We start from the raw sequence: 20,783 nt of genomic DNA on the forward strand, positions 1-20,783 counted from the left end.
CGTCGGGCTCATAACCCGAAGGTCGTCGGTTCAAATCCGGCCCCCGCAACCACTTCAACAATAAACACCCTGACGGGTGTTTTTTTGTTTCTGCCTCCCGGCAAATCTCCTGGAAAAACCGCCCGGAAAAAACGTTAGCCCCTGCGGGCCAACGTCACACCATCAGCAAAGTACGCCTTGATCCCTGCCAGAATCGACTCCGCGACCTCCTGCTGAAACGCCGAGGTTCTGAGCTTACGCTCCTCTTCTACGTTACTGATAAAGGCCGTCTCTACCAGGATAGACGGAATATCCGGCGCTTTCAGTACCGCAAAACCTGCCTGATCGACCCGGTTTTTATGCAGCTTATTGACGCTGCCGAGACGGTTCAGCACCTCTTTGCCAAACTTCAGGCTGTCGTTGATGGTCAGGGACTGCACCATATCAAACAGGGTGTGATCCAGATACTGATCGCCACTCTTGCTTACGCCACCGATCAGGTCGGCGGCGTTCTGCGTCTGAGCGAGGTATTTTGCCGCCGTACTGGTCGCCCCTTTCGTTGACAGCGCAAAGACCGACGAGCCGCGGGCGGCCCGGCTGGTAAAGGCGTCGGCGTGGATAGAGACAAAGAGATCGGCGCGCTGCTTCTGCGCCTTAGCGACCCGCACCTTCAGTGGAATAAAGACATCCTCGTTGCGCGTCATGTAGGCCTTCATATTAGCCTCTTTATCAATCAATGCGCGCAGTCGGCGGGCAATCTGTAGCACCACGTCTTTTTCACGGGTCTTATATTTGCCGATCGCCCCTGGATCCTCTCCCCCGTGGCCGGGATCGAGCATGATCACCACCGGTCGGTCGCGCCCGGCCTTGCCCGGCTGCGGACCGCTCTGGGCAGGCGGCACCTGCTTATCCAGATTACCTTTGTTGTAATCCTCCAGCAGCGCCAGGAGCGGATCCTGTTCATTCTGCCCGTTAACCGGGTAGAGATCCATCACCAGACGCTCTTTGAACTCCGCCACCGGGGCCAGCGAAAAGAGGTGTGGGCTCACGTTCTGCTTAAGCTCAAACACCATGCGCACGGTAGTGGGATCGAACTGGCCGACACGGGCGGACTTGATAAAGGGATCGTCGCCGTGGATTTGCGTTCCTACCCCTTTTAGCACCGAATTGAGGTTAACTCCTTCGATATCCACCACCAGCCGTTCCGGGTTGCTTAAGGCGAACTGGCGGTATTTCAGCACCCGGTTCGACTCCACGGTAATGCGCGTATAGGTCGATGCGGGCCAGACGCGGACGGCGATAACCTGACTAACCGCGGCTAAACCTGCCTTGCTTACGCTAAGCAACCACAGAGCGCCAGCGCCTTGTAACAGCTGGCGACGGCTAAGAGCTGAGTTGGATCCTGACATGCCTCTCCCGAGCAAAAAATCTGACAATTATTATTAAAACGGCCTGCTTGACGAAAAACTTTAACGAATGATGCATAAACTGTCATCAACAAAAGGGTAAACATTGATTTAACAGCGGCGGCGACAGAAAGATTTTTTCTCACATCCCGATGAAATTTTGACTTGCGCCCACGGCAATAAAAGAATAAAAATACAGAAATTACGAATAATCATGCAATGAGGGTAGTGCCGTGGTGAAGGAGCGTCGAACCGAACTGGTACAGGGATTCCGCCACTCTGTTCCCTATATTAATGCCCATCGGGGAAAAACCTTTGTCATCATGCTGGGCGGTGAAGCCATCGAGCATGAGAACTTTTCCAGCATCGTCAACGATATTGGGCTGCTGCACAGCCTCGGCATTCGCCTGGTCGTTGTCTATGGCGCACGCCCGCAGATCGACGCTAACCTGGCGGAGCACCACCACGAACCTATCTATCACAAGCATACCCGCGTCACCGACGCGAAAACCCTGGAGCTGGTCAAGCAGGCGGCGGGGCTGTTACAGCTTGATATTACCGCTCGTCTCTCGATGAGCCTGAACAATACGCCGCTGCAGGGGGCGCATATCAACGTGGTGAGCGGCAACTTTATCATTGCCCAGCCGCTGGGCGTGGATGACGGCGTCGACTACTGCCACAGCGGGCGTATTCGTCGCATCGATGAAGAGGCGATCCACCGTCAGCTCGACGGCGGCGCGATTGTGCTGCTGGGGCCGGTAGCGGTCTCGGTCACCGGCGAGAGCTTTAACCTCACCTCAGAAGAGGTGGCCACCCAGCTCGCTATCAAGCTGAAGGCAGAGAAGATGATCGGCTTCTGCTCCTCGCAGGGAGTGATCAACGATGAGGGAAACATTGTCTCTGAGCTGTTCCCGAATGATGCCCAGACCCGAGTGGAAGAGCTGGAGGCGCGGCAGGACTACCACTCCGGCACGGTGCGCTTCCTGCGCGGGGCGGTGAAGGCCTGCCGCAGCGGCGTGCGTCGCAGCCACCTGATTAGCTACCAGGAAGATGGCGCGCTGTTGCAGGAGCTTTTTTCCCGCGACGGTATTGGTACGCAGATTGTGATGGAGAGCGCCGAGCAGATCCGCCGCGCTACCATCAACGATATCGGCGGCATTCTGGAGCTGATCCGCCCTCTGGAGCAGCAGGGGATCCTCGTTCGCCGCTCCCGTGAGCAGCTGGAGATGGAGATCGACAAATTCACGATTATTCAGCGCGACAACCTGACCATCGCCTGCGCCGCGCTCTACCCCTTCCCGGAAGAGAAGATTGGCGAGATGGCCTGCGTGGCGGTGCATCCGGACTACCGCAGCTCGTCGCGCGGCGAAGCGCTGCTGGAGCGTGTTGCCCTTCAGGCACGCCAGATGGGCCTCAGCAAACTGTTTGTGCTGACCACCCGCAGCATTCACTGGTTCCAGGAGCGCGGCTTTACGCCGGTAGATATCGACCTGCTGCCGGAGAGCAAGAAGCAGATGTATAACTATCAGCGCCGCTCAAAGGTGCTGATGGCCGACCTCACCTAAGCAGGCCCTTCCCTACCCGTCTGGGTAGGGAACTCTCTATTTTACCTGAGCAAAGATGTCACCGAGACCGCTGCGTCGTTCGGTACGGGTGGCAATAGCCTGCACCAGAATACGTTCGTCGGCATAGAGCGACAGCCGGCGACGGGCGCGCGTAATGGCGGTATAGACCAGCTCCCGGGTCACTACCGGCACCATCTGCCCCGGCAGGATCAGCGCGGCGTGGTCAAACTCCGAACCCTGTGATTTATGTACCGTCATCGCCCAGGCCGTTTCATGCTCCGGCAGACGGCTGGGCTGTACCGATTTAATGGTGCCGTCCGGCAGCGGGAACCAGACGCGCGTTCCCTGCCCCCGGTTCAGCGCCACGCCGATATCGCCGTTAAACAGCCCCAGCGCGCTGTCGTTGCGGGAGATCATCACCGGGCGTCCATCAAACCAGCGCGAGTGTGGCGTCCGCGTGATCCGCCGCTGGTTCGCCAGGGTCTGCTCCAGCCGCTCGTTCAGACCGGCCACGCCAAACGGCCCCTCGCGCAGGGCGCAGAGCAGCTGGTACTCGCTGAATGCTGCGAGGATCGCCTTTGGCTCCGCCTCATCTCGCACCAGCTGCAGATAGCGGGCGTAGCCCGCCAGCGCATCGTCTAACAGTGCCTGGTAGTCATCACGCGCCTGAAGTGGCTTGTGCTCAATGTCGCTAAAGCCCTGGCTGAACACCGAGCGGGTACTCTTCTTATCACCCCGGTTTACCGCCGCCGCCAGCTGACCAATGCCGGAGTCGCTGCCGAAACGATAGCTGGTTTGCAGCAGGCAGAGGCTGTCGCGCAATGCGCCTGCCCCGCCCGGCTCGCCGCCGGGAACGTCCATGCCCGTCAAGCGGGAGAGCTGCTCCGCTCGCCCCGGGGTAAAGCCCGCGTTAACCCACGCGCAGATATCTCCCAGCACCGCGCCCGCCTCTACCGAGGCCAGCTGATCGCGGTCGCCTAAGAAAATCACCCGGCCATGGGCGGGCAGCGCATCGATCAGCCGCGACATCATCGGCAGGTCAATCATCGATGCCTCATCTACCACCAGCACGTCAAGGTGCAGCGGATTCCCGGCGTGATAGCGCAGACGCTGGCTTCCCGGCTGGGCACCCAGCAGGCGGTGCAGCGTGCTGGCCTCCACCGGCAGGCGTTTTTTCTGATCGTCGGTCAATGCCAGCTGACGCAGGGCTGCGCCTAACGACTCCGTCAGGCGCGCCGCGGCTTTCCCGGTCGGGGCAGCCAGATGGATGCGGCAGCGCCCGCCGTTCGCCATCTGCACCAGCGCCGCCAGCAGCTTCGCCACCGTAGTGGTTTTACCGGTGCCGGGCCCGCCGGAGATCACCGAGATCCGTCGGGTCAGCGCCACCGCTGCGGCTACCTTCTGCCAGTTGATCCCCTCCGTTGAGGGAAAAAGTCCGTCCAGGATCTGGCGCAGCTGGTTTTCATCCACGCTCAGCGGCTGGTTAACCTCGCTGAAGAAACTCGCTACGGTAAGCTCGTTGCACCACATGCGGTTCAGGTAGAGGCGATCCCCGGCCAGCACCATCGGCGCAGGGGTTTGGCCGTCGCTGACGGCGTCGGATCGCTGTAAAATGCCTGCCCAGTCGCAGGGCGCCCCCGCCTCGGCAAACAGCGCCATCAGCAGCGAATGGCTTTTATCTTCGGCCTCTGCCGCCAGTCGGGAGAGCGGCAGGCAGACATGACCCTCGCCCGCGTCGCGGCTAAGTATCGCCGCCGCCAGGGTTACCGCTGGCTCGTCGTGTCCGGCCACGGTCAGGGCAAACTGGACGTCCAGCGGACGAAACAGCCTTTGGGCCAGCGCCTCAATAAGCAGAGTTTGCATCGTCACCGTGCGGTCTCCTGATAATTCTCTTCTGACTCTTTACCGCTAAACAGGGCATCCATCTCGTTAATCAGCCGCACATCCGGGCGGGTGCGGTAGATGCCCTGCTCGCTTTTTTGCTCATCGACGCCGCGCAGGAACAGGTAGATTACGCCGCCAAAGTGGCGCTCATAATCGTAGTCCGCAATGCGGTGACGAAGATAGCGGTGCAGCGCCAGAGTATAAAGTTGATACTGTAAATCGTAGCGGTGTGACTGCATAGCAGCCGCCATCGCCTCCCGAGTGTAGGCCTCGCTGCTCTCACCCAGCCAGTTGGACTTGTAGTCCAGCAGGTAGAAACGCCCGTTGTGACGGAAAACAAGGTCGATAAAGCCTTTTAGCATCCCGCGCACGTCGCGAAAATCCAGCGGCGAGCAGCCCGCCGAGAGCGGATCGTAGCGACGGATCGCCGCATCCAGCTTCTCTGAGGTCAGGGTCTGGGCGATCGGAATATAGAACTCCATCTCCACCTGCTTATCTTTCGCGGTGAGCTGACTTAACGACAATCCTGATTCAATAAGCGGCGCACGCAGAACGGCGTTGATCCACGCCAGCAGCACCGGCTGCCACTGCTCGTCAAAACCGCCCGCCTGGAGCTGCTCGCTCACCCACTCTTCGGTCACCGGCTGGGTGAAATCAATATCTTCAAACAGCCCGTGTAAGAAGGTGCCCGGCGACGCCCCGCGTGGGAACGCATGCGGCGTTAAGGCAGGTGCTTCGTCCACCTGGCGCTCGCCAGCGGCGTCCACGTCCAGTCGCGGGAGCAGATCCTGGGCGATACCGTGCCCGCGCTGCTGCAGGCCGGAGTAGCTGGTCACCCGCCAGTCGTCGAGGACGGGGCGGTCAATGTGCCGGGCGCGCAGCGACGGCGGCAGGGAGAAGGTGTACTCCCAGCGCGTGTTGTCCGGCGTGCCGGGAGTGCTCAGCACGATATCGTCCCCGCACAGCGCCTCCAGGCAGTGACGCAAGCCTGCAGCATCGCGCGGCTCACCCTGCTGGATCAGCCTGCCTAACGCGCTGTGGTGAAAATCGCTCTCGCCGCTCTTCTCACCTCGACGGCGAAACAGCGGCGCAATACCGAGGCTACAGTGCCAGACGGAGCGCGTCAGCGCCACGTAGAGCAGGCGCAGATCCTCTGCCAGCCGCTCCGCCTCGGCCAGCTCAATGCTCTCGTCTGCCTGGCTAAGATCCAGCACCGCTTCAAAGGAGGTACGGTCGTGATAAAAAGCCTGGTCCTGCGCCCGATAGTTGGCGATAAACGGCAGCCAGACCAGCGGATACTCCAGCCCTTTCGCTTTATGGATGGTGACGATCTGCACCAGGTGCTTGTCGCTCTCCAGCCTGAGCTGCTGGCTGGCGGCGTTGCTGTCCGGCTCGGCGATATGCTGCGCCAGCCAGCGCACCAGCGCATGCTCGCTCTCGGTATGCGCCCCCGCCTCCTGCAACAGCTCGCTGATGTGCAGGATATCGGTCAGACGCCGCTCGCCACCAGAGGTCGCCAGCAGGTTCTCCGCAATATTGCGTTGGGCCATCAGGGTGCGCAGCATTGGCATGACGCCGCGCTTCTGCCACGTCTGACGGTAGCCGTCAAACTCCTCAACGACCCGGTCCCAGGCCTCTTCATCTTTATTGAGCCGTTCAATATCCTGGGCAGTCAGGCCGAGCATCCCCGTCGCCAGGGCGCTACGCAAGGTGCTCTCCCGCTCGGGGGTCAGCACCGCCTGGATAAGCCACAGCAGCTCCTGCGCCTCCGGCGTCTCAAAGACGCTGTCGCGGTTGGAGAGGTAGACCGAGGGGATGTTCAGCAGCGTCAGGGCGTCGCGGATCAGCGCCGCCTCGTGACGGCTGCGCACCAGCACGGTAATGTCGGAGGCCTGCACCGGCCGGGAGCGTTTTCCGTCATGCAGCAGGGCGCTACCCTGCTGACCCGCCACCAGCCAGTCGCGGATCTGTGCCGCGCAGAGCTGGGCCATAAAGGCCTGGTAGTCCCCGATACCAACGCCTTCGCCCTCCATCAACCACAGGTTCATGGCGGGCTGGGTTTCACTGTGCAGTTCGAAACGCAGAGGCTGGTTTCTTTCCGCCGCCTTCACCGGCATAAAGGGGATCTCGCGGAACATAAAGGCATTGTCCATCTGGCTGAAGAGCGTATTCACGCTCGCCACCATGCCGGGAGCGGAACGCCAGTTGGTATCGAGTGTATAGTGGGCGCTTACTTCACCACGTGCTTTCATGTAGGTGAAGATATCCGCGCCGCGAAAGGCGTAGATCGCCTGCTTAGGATCGCCAATCAGCAGCAGGGCGGTATCCGGCTGCTGCTGCCAGATACGGCGAAAAATACGGTACTGCTGGGGATCGGTATCCTGAAATTCATCGATCATTGCGACCGGAAAACGCTGGCGGATCGCGGTCGCCAACGCCTCGCCGTTTTCACTGTTTAGCGCCTGGTCGAGGCGGCTCAGCATGTCATCAAAGCCTAACTCGCCGCGACGGCGCTTCTCACGGGCCACCGCCTCACGAATCTCCCGCATGGCGGTGGTCAGCACCAGATCGCTAAGGGTTAGCGGCTCGGCCAGCAGGCCCTCAATGGCGACAAACAGCGGGTGCTCCGGCACGACGCCGCCCGCCTTGGTACGCGAGGTTAAAAACGATTGGGAGAACTTCTCCAGCGCATCCGGCAGCAGATAGGTTCGGGTAGCCTCCTCCGCCCAGGCGCTAATCTTCTCGATCCACTTGCCCTGGTTGCCCCGGTTAAACTTGCGTCGATCAATGCCTGAATTTTCAATCAGGGGATCAAGCTCCCCGACTGCCGCAAGCCACTGCTGTTTGATAGCATCAATTCGGGCGATGATTTTGGCATGCCGCGAGGCCAGCGTTTCATCCGCAGGCGGCGGGGATTTGATTACCGGTGCCTCACCCTGCAGATAGCGGTTAATCGCATTCAGCAGCTCCAGCGGCCCCTTCCACGAGGCGTGGATCACCTCGGCAATGTCGCGGGGCAGCGGGTAGCAGTGGCGACGCCAGAAATCGGCGCAGGCCTGCGCGCGCAGCAGGGACTCATCCTCAATTAGCTGCTGCTGGAAAAGCATTCCAGACTCAAAGGCATTAAGGCTCAGCATGCGCTGACAGAAGCCGTGGATGGTAAAGACCGCGGCCTCATCCATCTGCCGCTCGGCTAACATGAGCCAGCTCGCCGCCTGCTGCTTATCGGGAATATCGTCAAGCAGACGAGCATAGAGCGGATCGGTGCTGCTTTCTCGCAGGCAGGCGATGCGCAGCTCATGAATATTACTGCGGATACGGCCGCGCAGCTCTTCGGTGGCGGCTTCGGTAAAGGTCACCACCAGCAGCTCTTCTACGGTAAGCGGACGCGAAAAAGCGCTCTCGCCGCCCAGTCCCAGCAGCAGGCGCAGGTAGAGGGCGGCGATGGTGTAGGTTTTCCCGGTGCCCGCAGAGGCTTCAATCAGGCGCTCACCGCGTAAGGGTAAGCGCAGGGGGTCCAGCGTCTCAGCGGGGTTACTCATTATTTCTCACTTATCAGGGGCAGCGTGCGCTGCAGCGCGCTGACGTTGTCCCATACCTTCCAGCCTTCAGGGTGTACATACCCGGATTTATCACTCGGTGTGCCGGAGACCTGGGACAGGATCGCCATCCCCTGCGGATCGACCACCGCCTGGTGGAAGAAATCGGCAAGCTTCTGCGGCGTCAGCTGTTTAATCTCAGCGACAACTTTATCACGGGAATCAAAGCGCATATTACCCCGATCGAAATCTTTGCTGATCTGCGCTGCCTCTTCACCCAGCGTTTGCGGGGCTTGAGTGACCTGGGCTATGACCGCCTGCTGGAGCTGGGTAAACTCCTCTGCGCTCATCTTCCGCAGCCGATCCTCCGCCGTTGGGAAGAAGGCCTGGTAACGCGCCCACAACGCCGACGGCTGCTTATCGCTGCTCTGTAACAGGAAGCCCAGGCCCCACTGGCGGCCAACGCTCATCGGGAAGGCAAACACCGCATAGCCGAGCTGCTCTTCGGTACGCAGCTGGTTGTAGAACCACGGCTGGATAATTTGCCCCAGCATCGCGCTGTAGGCCGAGCTGCTGTACTCGTCATAGCCCGGCGGGACAAACACGGCGGCGAGCGCCGAGTCGCTGGTGCTGCCCGCTTTTTCAAAGATTATCCCCTGCTTTTTGTCTACCAGCACGTCGCGGTTGCGGCACCACTGGTTTCCCTTCGCCGCAAGCTGATCCTGCACATGATGGGCCAGATCTTTCGCCTGCGTCTCGCTCATATTGCCGACGACTAAGAACTCCGGACGCGCGTTGCTTTTCAGCCGATCGCGATAGGCCATCACGTCTTTCAGGGTGATCTCAGGCAGCAGCGCCCGGCGCTCTTCACGCTGGAAATAGGGAACCTGAGAGAGCATCTGCGCAGGCATGATTGCCTGCTCGTAGGCTTTGCCCTTCTCGGCGGAGTCCATCATCTGCGCATACCAGGACTTCGCCTGCGCCAGCTGATCCTCAGTTGCCGTATAGCTGAAGTAGCCCGCCAGCAGGTCACTGAAGAGCTGTGGCAGATGCTGGGTATAGCCGTTGGCATTAAGCATCAGGCCGTTATTGGCGTTAGTAGAGAAGCCAATCCCCCCGACGGAGGCCTGGTTGCTCAGCTGATCCAGGGCGATCCCCGCCAGGTAGTCATTCAGGGCGAACATCACCTGGTTTTTGGCGCTGTCCATCGCCAGCGGATTGCGCAGCACTACGCTGACGTCTGCCTTCGGTTCGCTGGCAAAGTAGCGGCTCGGCATGTAGACCACCCGCAGGGTGGGATCATCCACAATCAGCTCGGGATGGGTGTAGTTTTTCGCTGGCTTTTGCAGCGTGAAATCATCCGGAATATAGGGGTTCAACTCCGGTAGCTTCAACGCGATGGCGCTGGATTTCTGCTGCCAGTCGGCAAACGTCTGGGCGCTAATTTTATCGACCTGATAAGGCGCGTCGACAAAATAGGCGGTTTTATTGTGCGGCTCCTGCGGGCTGATGTACCAGATGCGCGCGTTCTGCGGCGTCATCATCGCCAGACGCGACTTAACGGCCTCGGCATCAAACTGGTCAGCAATGTTTACCGCGTCGAGGGTATGCTCAACCGGTACGCGGATCATGGTATCCGCCAGCCACTCGACGTAGTCCATATCCCGGGTAATGGAGGGGTAGCGGAAGTCGAGATCCAGCACGTGGGAGAGCTCGTCAAAGTAGCGCTTGTCCACGCCCTGCTCACGCAGCAGCTGGAGATAGCTAAAAATGGCCGCAACCACCTCATCACGGTGCGCCAGCCCTTTGTCGGTCAGGGTCGCAGAAATAGCCAGCACGCCGCTGTTGCCGTTAACGATGGGGTCAGAGTCGGCGCGGATACCCTCGGCCAGACCCTGCTGTTGTAACCAGTCAGAGAGCGTGCCCGGACTGCGGTTGCCAATCAGGTAGGTAATCAGCTCGTCGGTTTTACTGCGGAACTGCGGCGTATTGTTATCGATGCGGAACTCAACCCGCACCACCTTACGCGGCATCACCGGTACGTAGTGAAGGATCAGCCCTTTCTGCGCATCGGTCACCACCGGCACGTCAATTTTCGGCAGGTCCAACCTTTTGTTCGGCACGCGGCCAAAGGTTTTCGCGGCGATGGCGGCCAGCTCCGGCAGCGGACGGTTGCTATAGACCACCGCCTTCATCAGGTTCGCCGAGTAGTATTTGTCGCGGAAGGCCAGCAGCGCCTCCTGCACCGGGCTGCCTGGTTTGTCGCTCAGGGTCTCCAGGTTACCGCCGGAGAAGCGCGAAGCCGGATGCGCCGGGTTGATGGTCTCCGCGCTCACCTGTGCCATGCGCATCCCGTCCCGGGAGCGGGCCAGCGTCAGCTCAGCGTTGACCGCGTTACGCTCGCGTTCGGCATACTTTTTATCAAGCAGCGGCGAGGCGATGACATCCGCCAGCCGATCCACGGCCCCATCCAGCGCGTCGTTCTCGACTTCCAGATAGAACGCGGTACGGTAGGGTGCGGTGCTGGCATTGTGGCTGCCGCCGTGCAGTTTTAAAAACTCAGCCAGGCTATCCGGCTGCGGATAGTGGGTAGAGCCCATCAGGGTCATGTGCTCCAGATAGTGCGCCAGACCGGGATGCGCCTCGGGATCCTGCAGCGAGCCAACGGGCACCACCAGCGCAGAGAGGGATTTCACCGCCTGCGGATCGTTAACCAGCAGGACCACCATGCCGTTATCGAGGCGAATAGCCTGATACTGGCGGGTATCCTTATCGCTTTTACGAATTGTTTCCTGAACGGGCTGCCAACCGGTGTCTGCCTGACTTAACGGTGCCCAAAGGGCGACAAATAAGACTAACGCTTTGAACAAGGTGCTGCTGGGCATTCACGAACCTCATCATTAACAAACCAGTGCCGGTGAGACCGGCATATCCAATCAGTCCGTGATTCGCTGCGCATCATAATGGAAGCCTTTCCACTGCGCAATTTTTATACACCTCATCAGGACTGACTAAAGCGAAAGAGCGGCAGCAGATAACGCTCTGCCTGTTTAACTATCTTGGTATAGTTCTCAGGTTCGAGGGTGCGCCACAGGCGTTGATACCATACGTCCTCGCCCTCGCCGCTAACCATCATGTTGCCTTCATAGGCCTGCAGGAATTTGCTCCGCGCCTTAGCGAGCGTCTCCTCGTCTTTTAACATCGCATCATTCGTTGCGTCATAACAGGCTTTTATCCACGCGCCACCGCTTTCGGGTAGCAACAGCAGCGGTTTTTTCATCCCTTCCCGATAGCCTTCAACCAGCGCCTCAAGGTACTTGAGCGCCTCATCCTGCTTCAGGGGTGGGAAGTGCCAGGCTTTATCATTGCGGACAAATAGCCGACTCTCTCCCGTTCCGCCGCTGGCACAGTAGACAAGATGTTCCAGCCAAAGTTGCAAACCCTGCGAGACCTTCAGCATCGAAGGACGCCAGCGCAGCAGGCCATCCTCCTGCACATGCTGTAGCCAGCCGGTCAGGTGCACCTTGCCGCAGTCAAGCTCGATCTCCATGCTCTCGGCGGGCTTGCGGTGCTCGTGAACCCGTGACGCCAGCTGCTGCATCTCCTGGTGCTGGGTCTCCCAGACAATTTCACCAAACGCGCCGTAGGGCAGCTGGCCTGCCGCACGATACTGGCGGAAGAGCTTCTCGACGTCCTCCTCCTCCACCAGGGTGTTGAGCAGCGCCTGGTTGAGCTGGTAGCGGTCCAGGCCATCAATAATAAACGGCTCGGCGTCGGGAATATCGCTTGCTTCAGGACGGAAGTTCACCTTCAGACGCATCTGGAAGAAGGCTCGCACCGGATGCGCCCAGAAGCGCTGAAGCTGCTCAAACGGCAGCGTCTCCAGAGGCTCCTCCTCCAGCTCCTGAATAAAGGTGGCATGCGCCACCCCCTGCTGGCTGGCGGCGGGCAACCACTCCCGGGCGTAGCTTTGCAGCTCATCAGCAATAAAGTTTTCTGCATCAAACGGCATTCGCGTATGCAGGTGGGTAATATGATCTACCACCCGCTGCGCGCTCTCGTCGCAGGTGAGTTCTTCATCGCCAGGCAGATAGTGGCTCTGCCCGATGTAGTCCACCAGCTCCTGCACCAGCACCGACGGGAACCGTTCGCTATTATCCTGAATCGAACGCCCGATATAGCTAATGTAGAGCTTTTGCTGCGCAGAGATAAGCGCCTCCAGGAAGAGGTAGCGGTCATCGTCCCGACGGCTGCGATCGCCGCGCATCGGTTTCTGGCTCATCAAATCAAAGCCGAGCGGGGCCAGCGCACGCGGATAGACACCGTCGTTCATCCCCAGCAGGCAGACCACTTTGAAGGGGATCGAACGCATCGGCATCAGCGTACAGATGTTGATAGGCCCCGCAAGGAAGCGCTGGCTAATGCGCTCCTGGTCAAGCCTCTGCGCCAGCTCGTCGCGCAGCAGGGAGAGCGGCACCGCCTCGTCATAGTGTGCGCCCACGCCCTGGGTGATAACCGCCTGCCACTGCTGCTCAATCAGCGCCAGCGCAGCTTCGGTATCGGGATCCGGCAGGAAAAAGTCGTTGAGCATGTCGCGGCAGACCGGTAGCCACTCCGCCAGCGGGCGATCCTGCGCCAGCCCTTTGCGCCACAGCCTGAGCTGCATCAGCAGCGAGGCCAGATGGCCCACCAGCTCGGCAATCAGGCCGCTGGACTCATCGTAGGGCAGCACCGACTGCCACTCGCCCTGGCGGCTCTCCATCGCGTAGCCAAGCAGCATGCGCGTCAGGCCGAACTGCCAGGTGTGCTGGCCGGTAGCGGGCAGGGCCAGCTCGCGCACGTTGTCGTCGTCCATGCCCCAGCGCACGCCGGACTCGTTGACCCACTGACGGAGGTAGCGCAGCCCCTCTTCATCGATATTAAACCGTGCGGCGAGCACCGGCACATCCAGCAGGGCCAGCACGTCTTCCGACTGGAAGCGGCTGTCCGGCAGCGAAAGCAGGCTGATAAAGGCCTGCAGCGCCGGGTGCGACTGGCGGGCGCGGCGGTCGGAGATGGCATAGGGTAGATAGCGCTCTCCGCTGGCGCTGCCAAATACCGCCTGGATAAAGGGGCTGTAGCTGTCGATATCCGCCACCATCACAATGATGTCGCGTGGGGAGAGCTCGGGATCCTCCTCCAGCATCGCCAGCAGGCGATCGTGTAGCACCTCGACCTCCCGCTGCGGGCTGTGGCAGACGTGCACCGCTACGCTGCGATCCTCCCGCTCCAGCCTGCGCTTGGCATCGCTGCGCTCATACTCCTGGGCCGTCACGCCGGCGACGGCGCTGTTTTTTAACTCCAGAATGTCATACTGCAGGTTTTGCAGTAGCGCACCGGGCGTAATATCAACGAAGGCATCGAGATCGTCGTAGCGATCCATTCCGGCCAGCAGATAGATGTAGTCGCGCCCCAGCTTGCCCCATGAGGCCAGCAGCGGGTTACCCACCTCCTGCTCGCCTTCGCTGTTAAACAGGCCCTCTACCGGCTGATCTTCACGGAACAGGGCCACCGGATGGGCATCAAGGTGGTGCTTACGCTGGCGGGCAATTAGCCGGGAGAGAAACGCCGGATCTTTGATATCCCCCCAGTAGTAGCGGCAGGGGTTGGTAAACAGCAGGTGAATATCCACGTGCTTGCCCAGCGCCTGCAGCGCCTGGAGATAGACCGGCGGCAGGGCTGAAATGCCGCAGATGAACACCCGGGAGGGCAGCCCGGCGGGCGGCGTCGTGGCGGACTCCAGCACGTTGATAAAACGCTGATAGAGGTTGGCACGATGCCAGTGCGGCTGCCCCAGCGCGGCGGTGTGCTCCACCAGCGCACGCCAGAGCGGCGCCTGCCAGATCTGCGCCTCACCGAGGCCGTCAATCAGACCACCCTCTTCCCAGCGGGTCAGCCACTCCGGACGAAAGACCAGATACTGATCGTAGAGATCGGCCACCCGAGACGAAAGCTGAAACAGCTTGCGCTTGTCGTCGTCGTCATTGAGGTAGTGGCGAAGCATAGTGAACGCCTCCTGCTCCAGCATCTGCGGCAGCAGGGTCATCAGCTTCCAGCTCATGCTCTGTTTATTAAAGGCGCTCTCTTTCGGAATGTCCGGCAGTACACGGACAAACATATCCCAGATAAAGCTCGCCGGGAGCGGGAAGTCGATATTGGCGGCGATACCAAACTTTTGCGAGAGCGTCATCTGTAGCCATTGCGCCATGCCGGTACTCTGTACCAGCACCATTTCGGCCTCAAAGGGATCGTCGAGCCGTTCACGCTCAACGATAAACTCCATCAACGCTTCCAACACATCCAGACGATTGGAGTGATAGACCCTTAACATAAACGCTCCTGACTACTTATAAACTGGGCAATGTAACCGCGTCATCTTCCCCTGCCTGCCCACTGGCGAGGTGATGGTTACGCTGATGCTGACACATCCGGCGTCCGTTGTCTGTACCCGGCTGACCTGCCAGCCCGATGGTAACGGTGCGGGCCGAAGCTGCGCCTGCTGCCAGCCGTAGCGCCACAGGTAGCGATAGTGGCTCCAGGCGGTAAAGCCCTCCAGCAGCACGCGATGATACCCTGTCAGCGCCGTGACAACCATGACCAGCAGCACCATTGCCAGCAAGGTTTCCGGCAGGCTAAAGCCTCTCTGGGAAGCTACGGCATCTGGCATTGGGCTATCTCCTTGAAGGGACAGAAATCGCTCCAGCCGTGAGGCGAAAACGTCACGTTGCTCTCGCGTATCACCCCGCTGCGCCACAGGGTTTCACTCCCGCTTTCGGCAATCAGCACCAGCGTCCGGTCGGCAAAAATACGCAGGCACACCCGCCACGGCTGGCGCTGATGTTCCCGACACTGCACGGCGGGCTGCATCTGCCAGACCTGCATCCGTCCCCACTCCAGCGCCGAGTGAGCATCGGCCAAATGACGCAGCGCCCGGCTTTCACTGGTGATGCGCTGCGTATGGGTGTGCTGGCGCTGGTTTAAACCGGTGAGCATCAGGCTGCCCAGCAGCAGAATTAGCAGAACCAGCGCCAGGGATGAGATCCCCCTTTCATCTCTCACAGATTTCACTTTTCATAAGTTGTACCCCACCACGCTATAGGTCGCGCTAATGACCTCCTGGGGATGGTCAAGGGGAGCCGCCGCCAGCGTTACCGTCAGCGCGGGGGCCAAAACGCCCTGCAGCTGGCGGCTCACCGTGAAGCGCTGTACGCTGACCGTAGCGGGATCGGTAACTTTATCCCACCCCTTCTCTTCACAGCTCTCTGCCCCCTGCCGCGTCTCCAGCACGCCGTTCTGCAGGCGAAAGCCGGTCTGCTCCGCCTCGGAGAGGGGCGAGTGCTCCCACCGGCCGTTGCCGTTGGCATCCCACTGCACGATAACGCAGGCTCCCTGACGGCCAATGACTAGCGGCTGCCCAATGCACTCGCCCCGACAGTAGCCGGCCCGTTGGAGATGCTTTCCTAGCGTGAAAAGATGCTGCCAAAGCGCCTCCTCCAACGTTTGCTGCCGGGCCTGGTGCAGCATTGCTGCCTGTAGCGCAGGTAAAAAGCGGGCCGCGCTGAGCAAAAGTACGCTGCCGATGGTCATCGCGATGAGCACCTCCAGTAGAGAGAAACCACCCTCGGTCAGCTGCAAGCGCCGCTGTCTGTACGCTGGCATACTCTTATCCGCCCCCAGTTTGATACAATGATTTGCCACTCCCCCGCCTCGCTACGCAGCGTGATATGTCCGGCCCATGCCGTATTGCGCAGCCCGTAAAAGCCGAGCGAGGGGGTGATATCCACCAGCGCCACCTCTGGCCAGCGCGGATGTAGCGCAAAGGGATTATCCGCACCACAGGTTGCCTGCGCGTCAGCCGACGCCAGCAGGCACCAGCGGCCGCTCTCCTGCTTCACCGATACCTTACGATCCCGGTTGTGCCAGTTGGCATCGTCCCGCAGCAACTCCAGATAGTCACGCACCTGCCAGGCGGTTTGCCACAGCCGCTGATGCGCCTGGTAACTCTGCCAGCCGTACAGTCCCGACGCGCCCAGCATCGCCAGAACAATCATCGCCACTGTGGTTTCAATAAGGGTGTAACCCTGCTCTTTTTTCATTGCCGCACTCTGCACCCAAAATGCAACGCATGCGAGGCGAGATGATTACTTTTACGAGGCGCTACGAGAGAAATAGTGTGATTTGCAGAGGGTTACATCGCAGCGGGAAAGCGGGTCGCAGAACGGAATGATAGAGAGAAAAAACCGGCGCATTAACGCGCCGGCTGTGGCAGGCTGTCAGCGTTAGATAGCGACCGGGGCTTTAATCCCAGGGTGCGGATCGTAGCCTTCGATCTCAAAGTCGTCGAAGCGGTAGTCGAACAGCGAGTCCGGCTTACGCTTGATCACAAGCTTCGGCAGCGCGCGCGGCTCACGGGTCAGCTGCAGATGCGTCTGCTCCATGTGGTTGCTGTAGAGATGGGTATCGCCGCCGGTCCAGACGAAGTCACCCACCTCCAGATCACACTGCTGCGCCATCATATGCACCAGTAGCGCGTAGCTGGCGATATTAAACGGCAGGCCGAGGAAGACATCGCAGGAGCGCTGGTAGAGCTGACAGGAGAGCTTGCCATCCGCAACGTAGAACTGGAAAAACGCGTGGCACGGGGCCAGCGCCATTTTGTCCAGCTCGCCGACGTTCCAGGCAGAGACGATGATCCGCCGGGAGTCCGGATCAGTCTTCAGCTGGTTCAGCACGGTCGCGATCTGGTCGATGTGGCGACCGTCGGGCGTCGGCCATGCGCGCCACTGTTTGCCGTAGACCGGGCCGAGGTTACCCTGCTCGTCGGCCCACTCGTCCCAGATAGTGACGTTGTTTTCATGCAGGTAGGCGACGTTGGTATCGCCCTGCAGGAACCACAGCAGCTCATGAATGATTGAGCGCAGGTGGCAGCGCTTGGTGGTCACCAGCGGGAAGCCCTCCTGCAGGTTAAAGCGCATCTGATGGCCAAAAATGGAAAGCGTGCCGGTGCCGGTACGGTCGTTTTTCTTCGTGCCTTCATCCAGCACTTTTTGCATCAGTTCTAAATACTGTTTCATGATTCCTCAGGAGACGTGTTGCTGCGGGCGACGGCGGTACGCCCAGACCATCATCAGCGCGCCCGCAATAATCATTGGGATAGAGAGGATCTGGCCCATGCTGATGTACTGCACCCACTCGCCGGTAAACTGCGCGTCCGGCTGGCGGAAGAACTCCACGATAATGCGGAATGCGCCATAGCCGATCAGGAACAGACCTGATACCGACCCCATCGGGCGCGGCTTGCGAATAAACAGGTTAAGGATGATAAACAGCACAACCCCCTCCAGTGCCAGCTCATAGAGCTGTGAAGGGTGGCGCGGCAGTACGCCGTAGGTGTCAAAAATAGTCTGCCACTCCGGGTGCGAAGGCAGCAGCGCCATATCTTCCGCGCGGGAGTTAGGGAAGAGCATCGCCAGCGGGAAGCTCGGATCGACGCGGCCCCACAGCTCGCCGTTGATAAAGTTACCCAGCCGCCCGGCACCCAGCCCAAACGGGATCAGCGGTGCAATAAAGTCGGAGACCTGGAAGAAGGTGCGCTTAGTGCGTTTGGCAAAGATGATCATCACCACGATCACGCCAACCAGGCCGCCGTGGAAGGACATGCCGCCATCCCAGACGCGGAACAGATAGAGCGGATCCTGGATAAAGGTCGGGAAGTTGTAGAACAGCACGTAGCCGATGCGTCCGCCAAGGAAGACGCCCAGGAAGCCTGCATAGAGCAGGTTTTCCACTTCGTTTTTCGTCCAGCCGCTGCCGGGACGATTTGCGCGGCGACCAGCCAGCCACATGGCAAAAATAAAGCCAACCAGGTACATCATGCCGTACCAGTGCAGCGAAACCGGTCCGATAGAGAAAATTACCGGATCGAAATCGGGAAAACGCAGATATCCATTATTCATCTGTCACCACAAAGTGTTGTTATTCCGCCAAAAATCGACAGCGGTTAAGATGTGCGTCCGCTTAACGGGGCGCTCCAAAGCTGGGAATCATAGCATAAGCCAGGCGGGCGATTAGGGCGAAGTTGTAAAAGATCTGTATCTTCCCTTTACCCGCAGCCGCTAACGCTAGCGTCCGCCGCGGATCAGGCCACCCATGCCACGGCGCTCCATGAAGGCCGCTACCTGATGACGCACCTCGCTGGTGAACTGGGCTTCCAAAGCGCGGTTTGCCAGGGTCTCGGCATCCTCGCGATCGATATGGCGCAGCAGGTATTTAACACGAGCCACCGAGCGGCCGTTCATCGACAGATGACGATAGCCAAGGCCAATCAGTACCGCAACGCACATCGGATCGCCCGCCATTTCACCGCACAGGCAGAGATCGATTCCGTGGTGCTCCGTCTCCTGGGCAATCGTCGCCAGCGCCCGCAGAACGGCAGGATGCAGGCTGTCGTAGAGGCTCGCCACGCGGGTGTTGTTGCGATCGACCGCCAGCAGGTACTGGGTGAGATCGTTGGTGCCAACGGAGATAAAATCGACCCTGCTTGCCAGATGCGCCAGCATAAAGACCATCGAAGGCACCTCCAGCATCACGCCAATGCGCGGTCTGGGGATGGCGTAGCCGATCATCTCTTCAACTTCCCGCCCGGCGCGCTCAATCAGGCGGCGAGCTTCGTCTACCTCTTCGATGCTGGTGACCATCGGCAGCAGAATGCTGAGGTTACCGGTAGCGGCGTTGGCGCGCAGCATGGCCCGGACCTGAATCAGGAAGATCTCTGGCTGATCGAGCGTAATACGGATCCCCCGCCAGCCCAGGCACGGGTTCTCCTCGCTGATGGGCATATAGGGCAGCTGCTTATCCGCGCCGACGTCCAGCGTGCGCAGGGTAACCGGCTTCTCGTTAAAGAGTTGCAGCATCCCCTGGTACTGGGCCACCTGCTCCTCTTCCGAGGGAAAACCGCTTTGCAGCATAAACGGGATTTCAGTGCGGTAGAGGCCAATACCGTCGATGCGGCTGCCGAGCTGCTCCTCATGCTCAGGACTAAGGCCCGCGTTGAGCATCACCTTAACCCGATCGCCGCTTTTCAGCTGGGCGGGAAGGTTAACCTCATCCTCAGCAAGCTTGCTTAGCTCGTTCTCTTCGGTGATGAGACGCTGATACTCCTGGAGCAGGATCGGCTCGGGATCGACCAGGATCTCGCCCCGGTAGCCATCCACCACCAGCGTGCGGCGGTGCAGTACCGAAGGTTGGATATCGGCCCCCATCACCGTTGGAATGCCCAGCGCCCGCACCATAATAGCCGCGTGAGAGTTGGCCGCACCGTCGCGAACCACCACCCCTACCAGCCGATCGTGGGGAAGCTCCGCCAGCGTAGTCGCGGAAAGCTCGTCGGCAACCAGCACAAAGCGCTCGGGCCAGGTATTGGGTCCCTGTAGGCTATCGTCGAGATGGAACAGCAGGCGCTGCCCCAGCGTGCGCAGGTCGCCGGCACGCTCCTTCAGGTAGCCGTCGGAAAGGGCGGCAAACTGTTCAGCAAAGCGCCCAATGACCTTTTTAACCGCCCACTCGGCCACGAAACCGCGATCGACTTCGTCAAACAGCTCGCGTCTGAGACGGGCGTCCGATAGCAGGTGGGAATAGAGATCGAAGATGGCCGCCGTCTCTTTCTGTGCGCCGGCAGCGAAACGCTTGCTGTAGCGGCGAAACTCGCCTGCGGCCTCTTCCAGCGCGCCGGTGAGCCGTTCACGCTCAAGGCCGGTGTCCAGCGTCGAGGCCTCGTAGACCTGCTCCATCAGCGGCAGCGTGGCATCCATCCAACCCTCGGCGATAGCCACGCCGGGAGCGGCAGGCAGCGCACGAATGCGCGTCTGGCGATATTGACCAAACAGGGCGGCAAGCTGCGACTGGGAGAGGATGGCAGCCATCTGGGTTGCCAGCGTGACTAAAAACGACTCTTCGCTCTCGTCAAACTGGCGCAGCTCGCGCTGCTGCACCACCAGCACGCCCAGCAGCTGGCGTCGCTGAATAATCGGCACGCCAAGAAACGCACGAAACCGCTCCTCTTTTACTGAGGGAATGTACTTGAAGCTGGGGTGTTTATGCGCGTCGGCGAGGTTAATCGGCTCCGCCAGCCTGCCTACCAGGCCAACGATACCCTGATCGAATGCGAGCGTAATGGTGCGGCCGCGCGGCTTTTTCAAACCGCGCGTCGCCATCAGGTAATAGCAGCGTCTGTCGTGATCGGCGAGGTAGACCGAACAGACTTCGGTGTTCATCGCCAGACAGATGTCGGTCACCAGGATATCCAGCGCCTCGTTAAGGCGCGGCGCGCTGGCAACTTTCTCAACTATTTCTCGTAACCGGGTGAGCATGAT

The 20,783-nt window shown here is 60.1% G+C and carries 13 protein-coding genes; 1 reads left to right on the forward strand and 12 read right to left on the reverse strand.

Annotated features, from left to right (window positions below):
• Positions 1 to 134 precede the first annotated feature (134 nt).
• Positions 135 to 1,388 carry an N-acetylmuramoyl-L-alanine amidase AmiC gene (gene amiC, locus RTP97_RS09885; RefSeq protein ID WP_312413122.1) on the reverse strand — a complete coding sequence of 418 codons (1,254 nt, stop codon included), beginning with the start codon at positions 1,386 to 1,388 and terminating at the stop codon, positions 135 to 137.
• A gap of 230 nt (positions 1,389 to 1,618) precedes the next feature.
• Between amiC and argA the strand changes: the two genes are divergently transcribed.
• On the forward strand, positions 1,619 to 2,950 hold the full coding sequence (gene argA / locus RTP97_RS09890; RefSeq protein WP_312212824.1) for an amino-acid N-acetyltransferase: 1,332 nt from the start codon (positions 1,619 to 1,621) through the stop codon (positions 2,948 to 2,950).
• Between the two features lie 36 nt (positions 2,951 to 2,986).
• On the opposite strand, the gene recD is transcribed toward argA, so the two are convergent.
• The 11 genes from recD to ptsP form a co-directional block, all read right to left on the reverse strand.
• Positions 2,987 to 4,819, reverse strand: coding sequence for an exodeoxyribonuclease V subunit alpha (gene recD / locus RTP97_RS09895; RefSeq protein WP_312413124.1), 1,833 nt, complete (start codon positions 4,817 to 4,819; stop codon positions 2,987 to 2,989).
• Positions 4,816 to 8,376 (reverse strand): exodeoxyribonuclease V subunit beta, encoded by a 3,561-nt coding sequence (gene recB, locus RTP97_RS09900; protein ID WP_312413125.1) that lies wholly within the window; start codon positions 8,374 to 8,376, stop codon positions 4,816 to 4,818. Before recB ends, recD begins: the two co-directional genes overlap by 4 nt.
• Positions 8,376 to 11,258: a pitrilysin gene (gene ptrA / locus RTP97_RS09905; protein ID WP_312413126.1), complete on the reverse strand. Its 2,883-nt coding sequence runs from the start codon at positions 11,256 to 11,258 to the stop codon at positions 8,376 to 8,378. Before ptrA ends, recB begins: the two co-directional genes overlap by 1 nt.
• Before the next feature lie 116 nt (positions 11,259 to 11,374).
• Positions 11,375 to 14,743, reverse strand: a complete 3,369-nt coding sequence (gene recC, locus RTP97_RS09910) for an exodeoxyribonuclease V subunit gamma (RefSeq protein WP_312413127.1) — start codon at positions 14,741 to 14,743, stop codon at positions 11,375 to 11,377.
• A gap of 12 nt (positions 14,744 to 14,755) precedes the next feature.
• Positions 14,756 to 15,079 carry a prepilin-type N-terminal cleavage/methylation domain-containing protein gene (locus RTP97_RS09915; RefSeq protein WP_312413128.1) on the reverse strand — a complete coding sequence of 108 codons (324 nt, stop codon included), beginning with the start codon at positions 15,077 to 15,079 and terminating at the stop codon, positions 14,756 to 14,758.
• A complete protein-coding gene (locus RTP97_RS09920; RefSeq protein ID WP_312413129.1) occupies positions 15,064 to 15,471 on the reverse strand; it encodes a DUF2509 family protein in 408 nt (135 codons plus the stop codon). The genes RTP97_RS09915 and RTP97_RS09920 overlap by 16 nt, the downstream gene beginning before the upstream one ends.
• A 12-nt stretch (positions 15,472 to 15,483) precedes the next feature.
• Complete coding sequence (locus RTP97_RS09925) at positions 15,484 to 16,047, reverse strand: prepilin peptidase-dependent protein (RefSeq protein ID WP_312413230.1); 564 nt, start codon at positions 16,045 to 16,047, stop codon at positions 15,484 to 15,486.
• The gene (locus RTP97_RS09930; RefSeq protein ID WP_312413131.1) at positions 16,038 to 16,508 is read right to left on the reverse strand and encodes a prepilin peptidase-dependent protein; all 471 of its coding nucleotides are present in this window, start codon (positions 16,506 to 16,508) and stop codon (positions 16,038 to 16,040) included. Before RTP97_RS09930 ends, RTP97_RS09925 begins: the two co-directional genes overlap by 10 nt.
• Before the next feature lie 183 nt (positions 16,509 to 16,691).
• Positions 16,692 to 17,486: a thymidylate synthase gene (gene thyA / locus RTP97_RS09935; protein ID WP_312413133.1), complete on the reverse strand. Its 795-nt coding sequence runs from the start codon at positions 17,484 to 17,486 to the stop codon at positions 16,692 to 16,694.
• A gap of 6 nt (positions 17,487 to 17,492) precedes the next feature.
• Positions 17,493 to 18,368 (reverse strand): prolipoprotein diacylglyceryl transferase, encoded by an 876-nt coding sequence (gene lgt / locus RTP97_RS09940; protein ID WP_312413135.1) that lies wholly within the window; start codon positions 18,366 to 18,368, stop codon positions 17,493 to 17,495.
• A 165-nt stretch (positions 18,369 to 18,533) separates the two neighbouring features.
• Complete coding sequence (gene ptsP, locus RTP97_RS09945; protein WP_312413137.1) at positions 18,534 to 20,780, reverse strand: phosphoenolpyruvate--protein phosphotransferase; 2,247 nt, start codon at positions 20,778 to 20,780, stop codon at positions 18,534 to 18,536.
• Positions 20,781 to 20,783: the final 3 nt, after the last annotated feature.

The organism is Pseudescherichia sp. (assembly GCF_031998825.1).
Lineage (GTDB): Bacteria > Pseudomonadota > Gammaproteobacteria > Enterobacterales > Enterobacteriaceae > Pseudescherichia.